Source organism: Methylobacillus caricis (genome assembly GCF_020532705.1).
Classification (GTDB): domain Bacteria; phylum Pseudomonadota; class Gammaproteobacteria; order Burkholderiales; family Methylophilaceae; genus Methylobacillus; species Methylobacillus caricis.
On the sequence record NZ_JAJAVD010000003.1, the window covers coordinates 162,656 to 178,934 of the forward strand.

18 protein-coding genes are annotated in these 16,279 nt (G+C 53.1%); 10 read left to right on the top strand and 8 right to left on the bottom strand.

Annotated features, from left to right (window positions below; translation table 11 throughout):
- Window positions 1–36: 36 nt before the first annotated feature.
- From lptA to LG200_RS10050, 4 genes are read right to left on the bottom strand one after another with little or no spacing between them, the layout of a single operon-like run.
- The gene (gene lptA / locus LG200_RS10035; RefSeq protein ID WP_404809803.1) at window positions 37–600 is read right to left on the bottom strand and encodes a lipopolysaccharide transport periplasmic protein LptA; all 564 of its coding nucleotides are present in this window, start codon (window positions 598–600) and stop codon (window positions 37–39) included.
- A gap of 25 nt (window positions 601–625) precedes the next feature.
- Complete coding sequence (lptC, locus tag LG200_RS10040) at window positions 626–1,348, bottom strand: LPS export ABC transporter periplasmic protein LptC (RefSeq protein ID WP_226757491.1); 723 nt, start codon at window positions 1,346–1,348, stop codon at window positions 626–628.
- Window positions 1,349–1,357: 9 nt separating this feature from the next.
- Complete coding sequence (locus LG200_RS10045) at window positions 1,358–1,882, bottom strand: KdsC family phosphatase (protein ID WP_226757492.1); 525 nt, start codon at window positions 1,880–1,882, stop codon at window positions 1,358–1,360.
- A gap of 3 nt (window positions 1,883–1,885) precedes the next feature.
- Window positions 1,886–2,884, bottom strand: coding sequence for a KpsF/GutQ family sugar-phosphate isomerase (locus LG200_RS10050; protein WP_226757493.1), 999 nt, complete (start codon window positions 2,882–2,884; stop codon window positions 1,886–1,888).
- A 128-nt stretch (window positions 2,885–3,012) separates the two neighbouring features.
- Here LG200_RS10050 and LG200_RS10055 point away from each other — a divergent pair, with 128 nt between their 5' ends.
- Entirely contained in the window at window positions 3,013–4,095 is a 1,083-nt protein-coding gene (locus LG200_RS10055) for an NAD(P)/FAD-dependent oxidoreductase (protein ID WP_226757494.1), read from the top strand.
- Between the two features lie 272 nt (window positions 4,096–4,367).
- Here the strand turns inward: LG200_RS10055 and moaC are convergent, their stop codons facing one another.
- Window positions 4,368–4,850 (bottom strand): cyclic pyranopterin monophosphate synthase MoaC, encoded by a 483-nt coding sequence (moaC, locus tag LG200_RS10060; protein WP_226757495.1) that lies wholly within the window; start codon window positions 4,848–4,850, stop codon window positions 4,368–4,370.
- A gap of 83 nt (window positions 4,851–4,933) precedes the next feature.
- Here moaC and LG200_RS10065 point away from each other — a divergent pair, with 83 nt between their 5' ends.
- Genes LG200_RS10065 through soxZ form a run of 3 tightly spaced genes read left to right on the top strand, consistent with a single transcriptional unit; the run spans window position 4,934 to window position 7,132 of the window.
- Complete coding sequence (locus tag LG200_RS10065) at window positions 4,934–6,361, top strand: beta-barrel assembly-enhancing protease (protein WP_226757564.1); 1,428 nt, start codon at window positions 4,934–4,936, stop codon at window positions 6,359–6,361.
- A 25-nt stretch (window positions 6,362–6,386) separates the two neighbouring features.
- Window positions 6,387–6,821, top strand: coding sequence for a thiosulfate oxidation carrier protein SoxY (locus LG200_RS10070; protein WP_226757496.1), 435 nt, complete (start codon window positions 6,387–6,389; stop codon window positions 6,819–6,821).
- Complete coding sequence (soxZ, locus tag LG200_RS10075; protein WP_226757497.1) at window positions 6,821–7,132, top strand: thiosulfate oxidation carrier complex protein SoxZ; 312 nt, start codon at window positions 6,821–6,823, stop codon at window positions 7,130–7,132. The genes LG200_RS10070 and soxZ overlap by 1 nt, the downstream gene beginning before the upstream one ends.
- Window positions 7,133–7,150: 18 nt before the next feature.
- Here soxZ and LG200_RS10080 read toward each other — a convergent pair whose 3' ends face one another.
- The 3 genes from LG200_RS10080 to LG200_RS10090 form a co-directional block, all read right to left on the bottom strand.
- Window positions 7,151–8,224 (bottom strand): NAD(P)-dependent alcohol dehydrogenase, encoded by a 1,074-nt coding sequence (locus LG200_RS10080; RefSeq protein ID WP_226757498.1) that lies wholly within the window; start codon window positions 8,222–8,224, stop codon window positions 7,151–7,153.
- Between the two features lie 80 nt (window positions 8,225–8,304).
- Entirely contained in the window at window positions 8,305–9,285 is a 981-nt protein-coding gene (locus tag LG200_RS10085; RefSeq protein ID WP_226757499.1) for a PDDEXK family nuclease, read from the bottom strand.
- Window positions 9,286–9,297: 12 nt separating this feature from the next.
- Window positions 9,298–9,918, bottom strand: coding sequence for an HdaA/DnaA family protein (locus LG200_RS10090; protein ID WP_226757500.1), 621 nt, complete (start codon window positions 9,916–9,918; stop codon window positions 9,298–9,300).
- A gap of 164 nt (window positions 9,919–10,082) precedes the next feature.
- Here LG200_RS10090 and purM point away from each other — a divergent pair, with 164 nt between their 5' ends.
- The 6 genes from purM to azu all read left to right on the top strand — a co-directional run bounded on the left by purM (window position 10,083) and on the right by azu (window position 16,223).
- On the top strand, window positions 10,083–11,123 hold the full coding sequence (gene purM / locus LG200_RS10095; RefSeq protein ID WP_226757501.1) for a phosphoribosylformylglycinamidine cyclo-ligase: 1,041 nt from the start codon (window positions 10,083–10,085) through the stop codon (window positions 11,121–11,123).
- 80 nt (window positions 11,124–11,203) lie between these two features.
- Window positions 11,204–11,905: a DUF3108 domain-containing protein gene (locus LG200_RS10100; RefSeq protein ID WP_226757502.1), complete on the top strand. Its 702-nt coding sequence runs from the start codon at window positions 11,204–11,206 to the stop codon at window positions 11,903–11,905.
- A gap of 36 nt (window positions 11,906–11,941) precedes the next feature.
- Window positions 11,942–12,991, top strand: coding sequence for a DUF3108 domain-containing protein (locus LG200_RS10105; protein WP_226757503.1), 1,050 nt, complete (start codon window positions 11,942–11,944; stop codon window positions 12,989–12,991).
- Window positions 12,992–12,995: 4 nt separating this feature from the next.
- Window positions 12,996–14,246: an RsmB/NOP family class I SAM-dependent RNA methyltransferase gene (locus LG200_RS10110; protein WP_226757504.1), complete on the top strand. Its 1,251-nt coding sequence runs from the start codon at window positions 12,996–12,998 to the stop codon at window positions 14,244–14,246.
- 11 nt (window positions 14,247–14,257) lie between these two features.
- A complete protein-coding gene (locus LG200_RS10115) occupies window positions 14,258–15,517 on the top strand; it encodes a dicarboxylate/amino acid:cation symporter (protein WP_226757505.1) in 1,260 nt (419 codons plus the stop codon).
- 256 nt (window positions 15,518–15,773) lie between these two features.
- Window positions 15,774–16,223 (top strand): azurin, encoded by a 450-nt coding sequence (gene azu / locus LG200_RS10120; protein WP_226757506.1) that lies wholly within the window; start codon window positions 15,774–15,776, stop codon window positions 16,221–16,223.
- Window positions 16,224–16,279 lie beyond the last annotated feature (56 nt).

Here is a 16,279-nt window from a genome sequence, read left to right on the forward strand (position 1 = left end):
TCTGAACCATATCTTTCATGTCAGAGGGCGTTAACCTCAGGGTGTTCCGTTTGCAGGTGAGGCAGTGCCTTCCTGGCTGGGTTTTTTCTTGGGCTGGATGATGGCGCGTACCCGACCATTGGGTGTCGCAGGAGTGGCCGCTTGAGAGCCGCCGCTGATGACCTCTGCATATTCGGCATTGGCATCGTACATAATGTAGTCTCCGTGCACGATATCTTCACCACGCTTGACCCAGGCTTTGACGAACAGCTGCACCTTGTCCATGCGTCCATCATACTCTATACGCTGACCACTGCCTTCCATGTATTCATTCTTGCCGTCACGTTTCTGCTTGAATGTTGTAGGGTTCCCATAAGATGTGCTGTGTTGGAAGCCTTCCTTATCTTCACGAACTACCAGCTTGTCACCCTTGATGACGAGCGTGCCTTGCGTGAGGATGACGTTGCCGGTATAGGTGCTGGTTTTCTTCGCATCGTTTACCTGTACCGAGTCGGCTTCCAGTTCTATCGGTTTCTCCCGGTCAGCCTTTTCCGCATGGGCGTTGAGGCAAGGCATGACAAGCAGCATGCCGATAATTAAAGAGCTACGCAACGTGCGCATATGTTCTCCACTGATGGATATTGTTTTATTTGGATTTAGTCGGGAGCTTAGCATTTTTAGCGGTACCGGACTTGGTTTGTTTGTTGCTTGAATTCTTGGCCGCAGGCTGGGCATTGGCTACCCGTTTCTGCACTGGCTTGGCTGCTTTCGGCTTGCTGGCTTTCTTGCCTGTATTTGGGCTTTCGTAGTGCGTGCGGACGCGTTTGTTCAATTGTATGGTTTGCTGTTTCTTGTCATATATCATGCCAACAGCATGTACCACACTCTTGGGGCCCTGGGTAATGACCACTGGCCTGTCGGTGGTGGCAATTTCCCTTTTTGGCTCAACTTGCAGGTAATCGGTAGTCAGTGTCATTTCTGCCTTGTCACCAAAGGCTTCTCGCACTACGCGAACATTGTCCCTGAACTGCACGATTTCGCCATTGCTTGATACTTGGCCACGTTTGCCTTCTATCATGGTGGTCGGCTTGCCGACACCGTATTGAGTAAAGTGGGGGTTTTCCAGCTCTGTCGTGTCGTCGTCCGGATAGTGGCGCATTTCCGATGCCCTCAGGATATGGCTGATATTGCCCGAGGCATCGGTCTTGGTGGTGACGAAATTATTGAGGACATAGTCCGGATCGTGGCGTGTACTCCCATCCACGCGCGGTTCCGGTGGTTGCACCGTGCGGTCTATCCATAGCGTGAGCAAGGCCAGCAGGCCAAGCACGGCAAGTGGAAACAGAATGGTATTGGTGCGTCCTTGCATGCGTGTCCGTTACTTCAGGTAAGGGGACATTTGTGCATCGAAAGTGCCTTGCGCTTTCATGATGAGTTCGCAAAGTTCACGCGCTGCGCCAAAACCCGCCTGGCGCTCGGTGGTGTAATGGGCATATTCCTTTACCAGCGGCATGGCATGAGGCACGGTCACTGCCAAGCCGGCACGACGCATGGGTGGAATATCGATTACATCATCACCCATGAATGCACACTCCTCGGCGGAAACCCCTTGTTTCTCGACCAGGTCCAGAAATGCTTCCAGTTTGTCGTCTATGCCCTGGTAGATGATATTGACGCCGGTATTCTCGGCACGTTTCACCACTACATTGGAAGTACGGCCAGTAATGTATGCCATGCGAACACCAGTGTTCTTCAGCAGCTTCATGCCCAGGCCATCCTGGGAGTGGAATATCTTGTATTCCAGGCCATCGTCACCCAACATAAGGCCACCATTGGTGAGGATGCCATCTACATCAAATACGACGATCTTGATGCGCTTTGCGCGTTCTTCTAGTGAAATCACGTTCTAAACCACCTTTGCCATAAGTAGGTCATGCATATTGAGTGCGCCGACCAGGTTGCCCTGCGGGTCCAGGACCAGCAGGCTGTTGATTGTACGTTGTTCCATCAGGGCGACGGCGTCCACCGCCAACTGTTCAGGCCCTATGGTTTGCGGGTTGATATGCATGACATCAGCCATGCGGGTGGTATGAATATCGATGCCATTTTCAAAAGCACGGCGCAGGTCGCCATCGGTGAATATGCCGATAGCGGTGCCGGCAGCATCAATGACCGCAGTCATCCCCAGACCTTTACGCGATATTTCCAGCAGGCCATCCTTGAGGAAAGCATTAGTACTGGTAGTAGGAATAGCCAACCCGGTGCGCATGATGTCTTTGACATGCAGTAATAGGCGCCTGCCCAGCGAACCGCCTGGATGCGATAGTGCGTAGTCTTCCTGGGAAAACCCGCGCTGGTCGAGCAAGGTGACGGCCAGCGCGTCGCCCAGGGCCAGCGCGGCTGTTGTGCTGGCTGTGGGCGATAGCCCCAAAGGGCAGGCCTCTTCCGATACATGGGCATCCAGGAAAATCGAGGCGGCTTTGGACAGGGTGGAGTTGCGGTTGCCGGAAATACTGATCAGCGGCACACCCATGCGTTTGATAGGCGGCAGGATTGCCAGCAATTCATCGGCTTCGCCGGAGTTTGATAGGGCTATTACCACGTCACCCTTGGTGATCATGCCCAGGTCGCCATGGCTGGCTTCGGCTGGATGCATGAAAAAAGCCGGAGTGCCGGTGCTGGCCAGGGTAGCTGCGATCTTGTGGCCGACATGGCCGGATTTTCCGATCCCAGTCACGACAACTCGGCCACGGCACTGTAAAATAAGCTCGACTGCGTTGACGAAATTTTCATCCAGGCGTTCGGCCAGTGCCTGGACTTCCCTTGCCTCGATCTGCAAGACTTCTCGCGCAAGCTGCAATGGCGGTTTTGCGCTGTTGCTTTTCTGTAAATTGGAAATTCCCATATCTGCCAAGTATAAAAGGGAATGTTCTACGAATAAAGGATATGCCGATAAAGTCGGCATAATTTTTGCGTGATTATTCTATTGAAGTCCAAAAACGCTCTTGTGCGATTGCTTCTGGAAAACTGGCTATGAGCCAGCATGTGTTGATTGCCGGTGGCGGTATTGTGGGTTGCCTGACTGCCATGGAGCTGGTGTCACGTGGCTGCCAGGTCACGATTGTCGAGCGTAACCAGATCGCCAGCCAAACCTCCGGGGAGTCATCCTGGGCCGGGGCCGGCATAGTATTTCCTTTACTGCCTTGGCTATATTCCGACCATGTCAATGTACTCACAAGCTATGGTGCCGAAAGCTATGGTGCAATCTGTCAGCGTTTGCTCGATGAAACCGGCATAGACCCACAATTGATTACCTCGGGATTCTTATTGCTGCCAGAGTTTGATCGTGCGGCAGCGCTTGCCTGGTGCGGGAAGAACCAGCTGCCTGTGCAACCTGTCAGGGCTTCTGCATTCGGTGTGCAGTCACTGAGCGGGGAAGATGCATTGTGGCTGCCAACGGTGAGCCAGGTCAGGCCGCCCTGCTTGATGCACGCATTACGAGCATGGCTGGAGCAGAACAATGTGCGCTTGCTGGAGCATACTGCGCTGGAACCCTTGGGTGAAACTGCCAGTTTGCGCGAGTGGCGTACGACCAGTGGCAAGGTATTGCAGGCAGACAAGTTCATTGTGACATCAGGCGCCTGGAGCTTTGACTTGTTGAAGCAGGTTGCCAGCAAGCTTAGGATCAAACCCATGCGTGGCCAGATTGTGCTTTATAAGCCAGAGCGCCAATTGGAGCAGGTGGTATATCGCGAAGGGTTCTATCTGGTGCCACGCCGGGATGGCTACCTCCTGGCAGGCAGCACGCTTGAAGATGTGGGTTTTGACCCCTCGACCACGCCCAATGTGCGGGAAGAAATTTGCGCCAAGGCCGAAGCCATCATGCCTGACCTCAAAGGCTTGCCTATAATCAAGCACTGGAGCGGGCTGCGGCCTGGTACTCCGGAAAATATGCCGGTGATTGCACAACATCCGGAAGTGGAAAACCTCTATCTGAATACTGGGCACTTTCGCTATGGGCTGACTATGGGGCCTGCCAGTGCCAGGCTGGTTGCAGCTATGGTATGCGGTGAAACGCCCTGGACCAATCCTGCACCGTTTGCGCTGCCGCAATAACAACGCTGTGACATTTTCGATGCAGCCAAGCAGCAATGGCTTGTGTCGTCTGGCTCTCTGGGCAAAGTAGCAATGCCAGGTTGGTCTTGACCAAGGGTTCCCCAGTTGGCTGTGCCGAGTAGCAGAGCGCTGGATGGACCAGGGCTTGCAGTTGTTTGAGCGATAGCGAGTTCTGCCAGGAAGGCTATTTTCGCCTAAAGCCGCGCAGCTCAATGTGGTCAGGTGGGAATGAAGGCCAACACCACAAACTGATCATTGCTGCGCTTGATCTGTCAGGTTGCGGCAGCTTGCCAGTGCCCAGACTTGCCGCCGGCCTTCTCCAGCAGGCGTATTTCGCGAATCTGCATGCCGCGGTCTATTGCCTTGCACATATCGTATATGGTCAGCAATGCCAGGCTGGTGGCAGTGAGCGCTTCCATTTCCACTCCGGTGCGCCCTACGGTTTCCGCAGTGACAGTGCAATGGATGGTATTGATGGCGTGCTCGATCTCGAACTCCACGCCGACTTTTGTCAATGGAATAGGGTGGCACAAGGGAATCAGCTCCGCGGTGCGCTTGGAGCCCTGGATGGCGGCAATTCTTGCAATGCCAAGCACATCGCCTTTCTTTGCATCTCCCTGCAGAATGGTGGCAAGTGTTGCGGGCAGCATTTGTATGCTGCCCCGTGCAACGGCAGCGCGTTGTGTTTCGGCTTTGTTGCCTACGTCGACCATATGTGCCTGGCCGCTGGCATCGAAATGGGTGAGGTTACTCATGATGTCCCTACTGGTTCGCGTTACTGATGTACAAAGCCAGACAGCTAGTGAACTTGGCGCTTGAGGTTGTTATCATAGCAATGATGAAACTGTTTTACCCGATTGTATTTCTTGCATTATTCGCCCCATGGGTATTGGCGGATGGTTTGCCCGAGCTTGGCGATTATTCTGCTACCGTGCTCTCCCCGCTCGATGAGCAGCGGATTGCCGATGAAATCATGCGCGACGTCTATGCCAGCAGCCAGGTGCTGGAAGACCCCGAGATCAACGACTATATAGACAGCCTGGGCCACCGGCTTGCCGCCAGCAGTCCCGATAAATACCAGCGCTTCAATTTTTTTGTGGTCAAGGATAATTCAATCAATGCCTTTGCCATGCCAGGCGGTGTGATTGGCGTGCATACCGGCTTATTAACGGCTGCCAATAACGAATCCGAGGTAGCCGGGGTGCTGGGCCATGAAATAGGCCACGTGGTACAGCGCCATCTCGCACGTATGCTGGCCAAGCAGAAAAATGATTCCGTCATCAGCATGGCGACGATGGCCTTGGCTCTGCTGGCCGCACGCAGCAATCCGCAATTGACCGGTGGAGCCTTGACAGCGGCAACCGCCAATTCCATCCAGAAGCAAATTGACTATACGCGTGAACATGAACGTGAGGCAGACCGCGTAGGTCTGCAGATTCTGGACAGTGCAGGGTTTGATACACGCGGCATGCCATCTTTTTTTGAAACCTTGCAAAAGGGCACCCGTTTTTCCGAAGGAAGTGCTCCGGCTTTCCTGCGTACCCACCCCTTGACCAGTGAGCGTATTGCCGATGTACGCAACCGGGTAGAGCAGACCGCCTATCGCCAGGTCAAGGAAAGCCCGGAGTTCCAGTTCGTCAAGGTCAAGTTATTGTCCAATATCGGTACCGCAGACTCAGTCATCAATATCTTTCGCAATAACTTGCAGGAGAAAAGTTATACCAGTGAAGCTGCACAGCATTATGGCCTTGCACTAGCCATGTTGCGCAAGCGTGACCTGTCGGGCGCCAGTAAGGAAATAGAGTGGCTGCGTAAAAATGCGCTGCCCAATGCCATGATAGAAACCGTGGCGACCAATATTGCTGTAACAGGCAAGAGTCCTACCGAGGCTGAAAAGGAGTATCTGGATGCGTTGAGCAAATACCCTGACCATAGAGCCTTGATTTACGGTTATGCTGAGCTCCTGCTGGCCACCCGCCAGGCGGACAAGTTGCTCAAGTTGGTTGGCGACAAACAGGGACAATATCCGGATGACCCTTATTTTTACGAGTTGAAATCCAGGGTCTATACCATGCAGGGCAAAACCATGCTGCGGCACCAGGCGCAGGGCGAGGCTTATGCGCGCCGCTACAACTTGCGTGCAGCGGTAGAGCAGATGGACCTTGCGTCCAAGGCGACCGATGGAGACTTCTACGAGCAATCCATCGTCGAAGCGCGCCTTAACCAGTTGCGCCAGCAGCTTGATGACAAAAAGCGCGATAAGTGACACAACAAATGATAAGGAAGTTGTCATGACGGGACGGCGCTCCATCTTGCAAATGTTGCTGGCAAGCTTGCTGCTGCCCTTGAAAGCGCTGGCGGCAGCCTGGAATAGACCTGCCTTTGAAGCCAGCACCATTGATGGCGCCAAGCAAGTGCTGGATATGCGCGCAGAGGAAAATAGTGCACAGATCGAGATTGTGGCGCCTGACTTCGCTGAAAATGGGGCGGTAGTCCAAATAGAGGTCATGAGCCGGATTGCCGGAACTGAAGCAATTGCCATTTTTGCAGAGAGGAACCCCGTACCCCTGGTGGCAAACTTCACTTTCAGCCATGGGGCACAACCTTATGTGATTACCCGTATCAAGATGGCTGAAAGTCAAAGCCTGCAAGTAGTGGTCAAGGCGGGCGGGCGTTATTACCAGGCCAACCGTGATGTGGCGGTGTCGGAAGGCGGGTGCGGTTGATGGCAACAGGAATCAAGATGCGCGTGCGCTTGCAGTCCGGCGTAGCTGAGGTCAGGGTTTTGATCAGCCATCCGATGGAAACTGGTCGGCGTGAGGATGATGCTGGCAAGTTAGTGCCAGCACATTTCATTCAGGTGCTGACAGCAACACTCAATCAGAAGCCAGTGTTAGAGGCGCAATGGGGGACTGGGATCGCGCGGGACCCTTATTTGGTTTTCTACGTCGCAGATGCCAGGATTGGCGATACGATCGGAATCGAGTGGCATGACAATAAGGGTGAAAGCGGCCGTCACTCAATTGTGGTGGCATAACGCCACCACAATCTGGCCTCAAGGAGTAATGGCGACCTTCATCACGCCATCGCGTTGATTTGCAAACAGTTCATAGGCCTGCTCTATATCATCCAACTTGAAGCGGTGCGTAACCAATGAGCGCAGATCAGCACGGCCAGAAGCTACCGTGTCCATGAGCCTGCGCATTCTCTCCTTTCCGCCCGGGCAGAGGGTGGAGACTATGGTGAAGTCTCCTAGCCCTGCGCCAAAAGCGTCTAGTGGCAGCCGCAAATCACTGGAATACACCCCCAGGCTGGAAACCGTACCGCCAGGCCGTAATACGCGCAGTGAAGATTCAAAAGTCTGTTGCGTTCCCAATGCTTCAATTGCCACATCCGCGCCGCGGCCATCGGTGAGGCGCATGATTTCCTGTATTGGGTCGTGGGTCTTGAAGTTGATGACGTGATCCGCGCCCAAGGAGCGGGCAATGGTCAGCCTTTCAGGAATGGCATCCACGCCGATAATTGTGCTTGCGCCCATGAGCCTTGCACCAGCAACCGCCGACAGGCCTATCGGGCCCAGGGCGAATACCACGACTGTATCGCCTATCTTGATATTGCCGCGTTCAGCGCCGGAAAACCCGGTGGACATGATATCGGGACACATCAGCACCTGTTCATCGGTCAGGTGGTCCGGGATGGCGCTCAAGTTGGCCATGGCATCCGGCACGCGCAGATATTCCGCCTGGCATCCGTCTATGGTGTTGCCGAATTTCCAGCCGCCAGCCACCTTGAAACCGTGTTTGCTGTCTGGCCCATCCTGTGCGCCACTGCCACACAGGCAGGCATTTGAATACCCGCTTGGTGTAATGGCACCTGCTATGACTCGTTGACCTTCTGTAAACCCGGTAACGGCTGATCCCAGTTTTTCTATGATACCCACGGGCTCATGCCCGACTGTCAGGCCCCGCGCCACTGGATATTCGCCCTTGAGTATATGGACATCGGTCCCGCAAATCGTGGTCGTAGTGATACGAATGAGGGCGTCAAGCGGGCCTATTACCGGGATAGGTTTTTCCTCAAGCATAATCCGTCCAGGTTCTATGAACACTGCTGCTTTCATCTTGGCCATGAAATACTCCTTTTTTAATAAGGGTTATTGGGTCATGGTAACAAAAATCCATGCGGGGGATGACTTTTAATGCTGATGTCTTATGGCCTATGTAGGTGGGTCAATAGTGTTTTTTCATTGACAAAGGTGATGTCGTACATACTACTCAAGCCTTGTGCATGCTCATCAGGCAGGTCTGCAACACAGAGAATGAACTGGGATTTCTGCAGTCCCAGGCTTTTTTTGAGCAGGCGGTATTTTTCTATGGAAGATTTGTATTCGCCGGTTTTGCACTCAATACAGACTGGCGTTTTATTGTCTATGAGCAGGAATACATCCAGCTCGTGCATATCCGCATTGGGCAATGTCACCACCATATTGCGTGCGCATGAAAATGGCAGGTTGCGTTGCTGGGCATACTCTAGCGCCTGCATCATGGCGAACCACTCCAGCCATATGCCATTGAAAAACTGACGGATGACCGGTGTCGGTTGCAGGATCAGGCGCACGGTTTTCTCGGTTTTCTGCTGGACCAGCCTCTGGATAAAGGCATAGTCATAAAGCCGTTTGCAGAAGCTGGTCAGCAGGCTGATTTCCTCAGGTTTTCGGTTTGCGAGATTGATAGTGGTGCCGTTGTAATTCTCTTTGTAGGCATGGCATATCTGGCCGAGGATGGGTTTAAGGCTGGCGTAGTGCTGACCGATTTCCATGGCTATCTCATCGAAGAAACCAGTGGTATCTACCGCTTTGGGATTGATCTCGGCATGGATGTTTTTCTGCTTGAACCATCGGAGTATTGGTTGGTGCTGAGCAGGGCTGGATAACATTTCCGTATTGCTGAAACCTGTAGTAGTCGCGATATGCGGGGTTTCTGCTGTTGAATCGTCTTCTGCGAGTTCGCTTTGCATGCGTTTGTGTGAGACCTGCAGTGCAAAATATTTTTCCAGCAGTTTTGAGACAAAGAATGGCGTATCCCACACCTTGTTCTGGTGCTGGCACTTGGGGCATGGAACATCCTGGCCTATGAAGCTCGGCTCAAGCTCCCTGATGAAGTTGCAATGGCTACAGCGGGAAATGGCCATGGTTATCCTTGATCAGCCAGGGGATAGTTGCAGCAGTTGTTTGAGCAAAGGCAGGGTGACCGCCCGTTTGTCAGTAAGTGACCACTCATCTAGAGCATCAATGGTAGCAATCAGGTTGGGCATGTCGCGGCGCAAATGGCGCAGGCAATAATCCAGGACTTCATCGGGCAGTTTCATGCCACGGGCCTGGGCATGGATTTTCAGTGCCTGGGCTTTTTCTTCATCACTGAGGGGATGCAACTGATAAGCGAGTCCCCATGCCAGGCGGGTGGCAAGATCATCTCGCAGACCCATTTGCCCCGGCGCAGCCTGGCCACTAGCAACCAAGCTGCCACCAGACTCGCGCAGTTGATTGTAGATATCAAATAAGGATATTTGCTCTTCGTCCGACAACAAATGCACGTCATCCACGCAGATCATATTGAGGCCGTGTTGGCCGGCCAATGCATTGCAAGCGGTGATCAGGTGGCTTTTTCCACAGCCGCTGGCACCCCAAAGATAGATGAACCTGGCATTGCCATCCTGCTGGATGGTGCTCTTGAGTTGGAACAATGCTTCTGCATTGCGGCCAACAACAAAATTCTCCAGGGTCGGAGAGGCGGGTGGCTGGATATCGAGTAATAATTGTTTCAAAGTGGATCACTTGCGGGCTGATTGGTAGTTTGCATGAAGGCGCCGGGGCTTACGTTGCATTGATTCCTTCATGTTGATACGGTCTTTTTGTCGATTACCGGGCCATTTAAGGTAAAATTATGCCCTAATTTTCTAATTTATCTTGTGGAAAGCGAGAACTCAACTTGAATTCTGAAAAAACCTCGATTAGCTATCGCGACGCCGGTGTGGATATTGAGGCCGGGGACGCCCTGGTTGAGCAGATCAAGCCATTCGCAAAACGTACCATGCGCCCTGAGGTCCTGGGCGGTATCGGGGGCTTCGGCTCCCTGTTCGAGGTGCCGAAAAAATTCAAGAATCCAGTGCTGGTATCCGGTACCGATGGTGTCGGTACCAAGCTCAAGCTGGCCTTCCAGTTGAATAAGCATGATACCGTCGGTATCGATCTGGTTGCCATGAGCGTCAATGATATCTTAGTGCAGGGTGCAGAACCGTTGTTTTTCCTTGATTACTTTGCCTGTGGCAAGCTGGAGGTTGGCGTTGCTGCGCAGGTGATCAAGGGCATTGCTGCTGGATGTGAGCAATCAGGTTGTGCCTTGGTCGGCGGTGAAACGGCTGAAATGCCGGGCATGTATCCTGCAGGCGAATACGACCTGGCAGGTTTTGTGGTAGGCGCTGCGGACAAGGAAGCGCTGATTGACGGGACGACCATTGCCGAGGGCGACGTGGTGTTGGGCCTGGCGTCCAGTGGCGCTCATTCCAATGGCTATTCGCTGATCCGCAAGCTGATCGACCTGTCCGGCGTGGACCTGGATAGTGATTTTTATGGCAGGCCGTTCCGTGATGTGGTGATGGAGCCAACCCGTATCTATGTCAAGCCGCTGCTCAAGCTGCTGGCGTCAGTCAAGGTCAAGGGCATGGCGCACATCACTGGCGGTGGCATCACGGAGAACGTACCCCGTGTATTGCCGGAGGGCCTGACCGCTGAAGTCCGCCAAGGCAGCTGGACCATGCCGCCGCTGTTCTCCTGGTTGCAGGAACAGGGCAATGTGACAGACCAGGAAATGTACCGGACTTTCAATTGCGGCATAGGCATGGTGGTGATTGTGTCCAGAGCCGATGCAGAGTCTGCCAGGCAACTGCTGGCCGCAGAAGGCGAGCAGGTATGGGAAATTGGCCATATCCGTCAACAGCAGGCTGGTGAGGCACCAACGATAGTTGTCTGAAGAACTTGCGCGTCATTCAGTTGCCAACTGGATGACGCGCTTGCACGTTAATGTGCTATCAATATTCTTCAGGAGGTCTTATGTCACAAGCAATAGTCCGTATTATCAGTATTGCCATGCTACTCTTGAGCGGCCTGGCGACTGCTGCACCGAAACAGGTGACTTTGGTGTACGAAGCCACCCGGAACGGTCAGGCATTTGCTACCGTCAACGAGACTTATCGGCAAGAGGGCAATCGTTACCGGATTGAGAGTGTGACCAAGGGCGTAGGTGTGTATGCCCTGTTTGGCGAGCGCCGGTTGACGAGCGAAGGGGAAGTGACTGCCAACGGCCTTAAGCCCGGCCACTTCGAATTGCATCAGGGCGACAACGAAAAGCGTTCGCTTTATACCGATTTTGACTGGGCCGCCAATCAGCTCAATATGAAAGTCAAAGGCAAGCTGAATACAGTGCCGCTGGAAGCAGGTGCCCAGGATTTGAGCAGCTTTGTCTACCAGTTTATGTTCAGCCCCCCTGCTGGCACTGAGCTGACCATGCCGGTGACGACTGGCAAAAAGTTGCGCCAATATCATTACAATATCGTGGCCAAGAATGAGGTACTGGAATTACCGGCTGGCAAGTTCAAGGTGATACATTTGGTTGATGCCGACAAGGATGCTGCAGAGGATGGCAAGGAGTTCTGGTTGAGCGCAGACCATCATTTCCTGCCAGTCAAGCTGATGATGCTGGATGAAAAGGGCTACAAGATAGAGCAGGTGCTCACCAACATCAATATTGAGTAGCGCGTTGTTGAGCCGCCTTCCCGGAGCAGAATCAATATGAGCCGCCTGTCTTATGGGGGCTTTGCGCTTGCATTGCTGTTGTCACTGCTGGTCCATCTACTGTTTTTCAGTGGTGAGTACTGGGAGCTGCCAAGTCTGGATTCATCTAGGCACCAAGCAGGGCAGCAGGTGGTTCATCTGGAAGCGCTTGCTCCGCCCAAACCGGTCACCAGTACAAAACAAGTGAATAAGCCCAGGCCAGCACCAAGGCCCAAGCCGGAGTCGGCATCTGTACCAATAGCCCCTGTGATGCCGGTTGAGGTGCCAGTGCCTGGTGGTGCAGAACCTGATGATGCGGAGGTGCCTGCCAACGATCAGCAGGGAGAGCATGAAGAGCCTGTTGCTATGGCAGAGGATAATGCTTCAGAAGAAGTCGGCATGGTTCATGATGTTCCCGCTTTCAGCTATGTGGATACCGAGTTTGAGGTATTGCGCGGCATTAATGGCAACAAGGTCGGAGTAACCCATATCAGCTACAAGCTGCTGGATGGCAACCGTTATGTATTGACTAGTACAACCGAGCCCAAGGGTCTTGCATCCCTGGTTGTGTCGGGGAAACTGCTGCAGCTCAGTGAAGGGCGAGTGACAGAGCAAGGCCTGCAACCAGACCATTTTTCCTATCAATTTGGCAAGAGCGCCAGTAAGCTGCAAGAAGCCAAGTTTGATTGGGAAAATGCCAAACTGAGCCTGACAACCTCCAAAAGTGTGAAAACAGTAGAGCTACCGCCTGATACTCAAGACTTGTTGAGTTTTATGTATCAGTTTGTGTTTGTACCTCCACTGGAGCAATTGCAGCTGAACGTTACCAATGGCAAGAAGCTGAGTGTATATGTTTATGGTTTCGAGGGTGAAGAAACGCTGAATACCGAGGCCGGCATGATCAACACCTTGCACTTGGTGAAGACCAGCCAGGAAGGTAGCGAGAAGACAGAATTATGGCTGGCGGTGGATTATCACTATCTGCCGGTCAAAATGCGCAAAACAGAAGAGGATGGCAGCGTAATTGAACAGTTGGCCGTCCGTATATCGACCGATTTACTGAAATGAGTGTATGAATCAAAACCTGTTAAGAATGGCCGGCGTAGTATTGGCCGATGTGTTGGGAAGCAGCGGACCGGCAGATGCCAAGCTGGGCAGTTTTTTCCGTGAGCACCGTGACCTTGGCACCAAGGACCGTGCCTTTATTGCGGAATCTGTCTATGGCGTGCTGCGCCGCAAGGCTTTTCTGGCCTATGTGGCGGAGAGCGAGGATCCCCGCCGTCTATTAGTGGCATGGATTGTGCGTGTGCAAGGCACCAGCCTGCGGGAGCTGGAAGAGGTACTGAACAAGCAGCAGAAGGAATGGGCGCAGGAAATCAAGGCCAAGTCGACGGATGGGATTACCCTGGCAATACAGGCGGATATGCCGGACTGGCTGTGGGATAAGCTGCAGCAGCAATATGGCGAGGAGGATGCGCTGGCAATAGCACGCAGCATGCACAAGCCAGCCAGCCTGGATTTGCGGGTCAACCTGGTCAAGAGCAACCGCGATGAAGTGCTGGCACGTTTTGCCAGTGAAAAGACCGAGGTCGCAGTGACGCCATATTCACCCACCGGCATCCGCATGCCGCAGCGTATGTCGATCAACCGCCACCCGTTCTTTACTGACGGCAAGATCGAAGTGCAGGACGAGGGCAGCCAATTGCTGGCACAGCTGGTGGCGCCAAGACGTGGTGAAATGGTTGCTGATTTCTGTGCCGGCGCTGGCGGCAAGACGCTGGCGCTGGGCGCGCTTATGCGCAACACCGGCAGGCTTTATGCGTTTGACGTGTCGGAAAAGCGCCTGCATAACCTGGGACAGCGCCTCAAGCGCTCTGGCCTGTCCAATTTGCACAGCCAGCTGATCAGCAGCGAGCAGGACCCCAAGCTCAAGCGCCTCAATGGCAAGTTTGACCGGGTGCTGGTGGATGCGCCGTGTAGCGGCCTTGGCACTTTGCGCCGCAATCCGGACCTGAAATGGAAGCAAACCGGGCAGGATGTGGAGGAGCTGACGGCCAAGCAGGCGGCGATACTGGCGCGTGCGGCCAAGCTGGTGAAAGCTGGCGGCAAGCTGATTTATGCTACATGCAGCTTGTTGCAGGAAGAGAATGAGCAACTGGCCGAGGCTTTCCTGGCTGCGCATCCGCAATTCAAGTTGCTGGATGCCAGCGAGATTCTCGCCCAGCAGCAGATTGAGCTCAATACTGGAAAATATCTGAAACTGCTGCCACATCTGCATCAGACCGATGGTTTTTTTGCGGCCGTTTTTGAACATGTCGCTTAAGGAAAAGTAGAATGAAATTCCCCAGCCTGAATACACAAATATTGCTAGGAGCCTTGTTTGGGGTATTGCTGGGGTTACTGCTTGGCGGGCTGGATGCAGATTCCAGCGTCCGCGAAGCCGGCTTCTATGCAAGCACGATTGCCGGAGGCATATTCGTCGGCCTGTTGAAAATGGTACTAGTACCTTTGCTGTTCACCTCCATCGTGGTGGGCGTCGCCAATCTGCAAGAGCACAAGCAGATGCACAGGGTCTGGGTCTCTACCCTGGTGTTCTTCAGCATCTCCATGGCAATTGCCGTATTGCTGGCGCTGGTGGCCACCAATATTTTCAGCCCGGGTGCCGGCATGCATCTCGGCATGTTTGCAGAAGCCATGAAAGATTTTCATGCCGAGAAGCTTACCGTGGGGGAGTTTTTCTCGCATTTCATTCTTGGCCTGTTCCAGAATCCTTTTACTTCGCTAGCGCAAAGCAATGTGTTAGCCGTGGTCATTTTTGCCCTGTTTGTCGGTATTGCGCTGGTGATCGGCGGCAGCCGCTATCGCAATTTCCTCGTGCTCATGCAGGAAGCATTTGATCTTGTGATGATGATTGTCGGATGGATCATGCGCCTGGCGCCATTCGGCATCATGGCCTTGCTGGTCAAGCTGGTGGCCACGCAGGACGTGACCTTGTTCGCCAGCATGGGCAAGTTCATGGCCGTAGTCATCGGTATCACGCTGGTGCATGGCGTGATTATCCTGCCTTCAATTTTATATGTGATCACGAGGGTGACCCCCTGGCAGTTCTGGAAAGGCGCGAGAGAGGCGCTGGTTACCGCATTTGCCACCAGTTCCAGTTCAGCCACCCTGCCAGTCACCCTGCGCTGTACCGAAAAGCATCTGCATGTACGGCGCGAGATTGCCGGGTTTGTCGTCCCCCTTGGCGCCACAGTCAATATGGATGGAACCGCATTGTATGAGGCGTCGGCGGCGCTCTTCATTGCCAACCTGGTCGGGGTTGAACTTAATCTGGCACAGCAACTCATAGTTTTTTTCATGGCGATGATTGCTTCGGTGGGCGCGCCCGGTATTCCCAGCGCTGGGATGGTGACCATGGTGATGGTGTTGCAGTCGGTTGGTTTGCCGGCAGAGGCGATTGCCATTTTATTGCCCATAGACCGCTTGCTTGATACGTTGAGGACTGCAGTCAATGTCGAAGGCGATATGGTGGGCAGCCTGATTGTGCAGGAGATTGTAAAAACTTCTGAACCGGGAGCTGTTTCAAGCCGATGATTTTGTATAAAATTAGCGCCTGCTGTCATCCGCTTGTTTAACCATGCGTTAATTAAAGTGCAAGTGACACTGGAAAGAAAGAGAAATTTAATTGATAATCTTTCTCAATTGAAATTTGGGATAATAAGCAAATGCTCCCATGCCGCAGCAAAACGTGGGGGCATAAAAGACCAAAAGCGGTAGTTTGTGTAGTAGTAATGAAAAGAGAAGTTCTATAACACAGGCAATATTGCCTAATTAGATGAGGGAAGTAATTATGAAATCCAGCAAAATCGTAGCTCTGTTGTTTGCTTCATTATTCTCAGGTTCTGTACTGGCAGCTGGCTGTTCTGTTGATGTTGAGGCCAATGATGCTATGCAGTTCAACACCAAGAACATTGATATTGAGAAAAGCTGTAAAGACTTCACAGTCAACTTGAAGCACACAGGCTCCTTGCCTAAGAACGTCATGGGCCACAACCTAGTGATCACCAAGACTGCAGATTTCAAGGCAGTCATGAATGACGGTGTTGCTGCTGGTGAAGCGGGCAACTTCGTTAAGGCTGGTGATGCTCGCGTTATTGCTCACACCAAACTGGTTGGCGGCGGTGAGAAAGACAGCGCCAAGGTTGACGTTAGCAAGCTGGCTGCAGGTGAGAAGTACACATTCTTCTGTTCCTTCCCTGGTCATGCAACCATGATGCGCGGTACCGTTACCGTTAAGTAACGATGTCTATGCAGCCGGCTTGGCTGCATGTTGATATAAAAAAGGGCAGCAAACGC